This window comes from Salifodinibacter halophilus (assembly GCA_012999515.1).
GTDB classification, from domain to species: Bacteria; Pseudomonadota; Gammaproteobacteria; order Nevskiales; family Salinisphaeraceae; genus Salifodinibacter; species Salifodinibacter halophilus.
The window spans coordinates 1-458 of sequence record JABEEB010000019.1; the positions used below are offsets into that span (position 1 = coordinate 1).

Sequence of the window (458 nt, forward strand, 5' to 3'; positions counted from 1 at the left end):
CGAGCCTGGCGTTCGGCGCGGTGATGGTGTTCAGCCGCTATCGCTCGGAACTGGCGCAGATCGACGCGCACACCGTCGCCAGCGCCGACATCCTCGCCCATGAACTCGACCAGAGCTTGATCGCGCTGCGCGCCAGCCTGCACGTGCTGGCTTGGGCCGGCGAGCGCCATCGCCTGGACTGGACCCGCGAACTGGCCGAGCTGCAACGGCGCTACCCGCCGATCCTGACCCTGATCGCCACCGACGCGCGCGGCCGCGTGATCGGCGCGGCGCCGGCGTCCGCGGTCGCGCGCGCGATCGGGCTCGACGTCGCCGACCGCGCCTACTTCCAGGTGCCGGCGCGCAGCGGTCGCGACTATGTCTCCGATGCCTTCGTCGGCCGCGGCATCGGCCACGATCCGCTGGTCGTGGTGTCGGTGCCGCGTTATCGCGACGGCGCGTTCGAGGGCGTGATCGAG

General features: G+C 72.1%; 1 protein-coding gene. It reads left to right on the forward strand.

Features of this window, described 5'->3' with window-relative positions; all coding sequences use genetic code 11:
* Positions 1-458 (forward strand): hypothetical protein (locus tag HKX41_10470; GenBank protein ID NNC24557.1); only part of this gene is annotated, 458 nt, incomplete at both ends.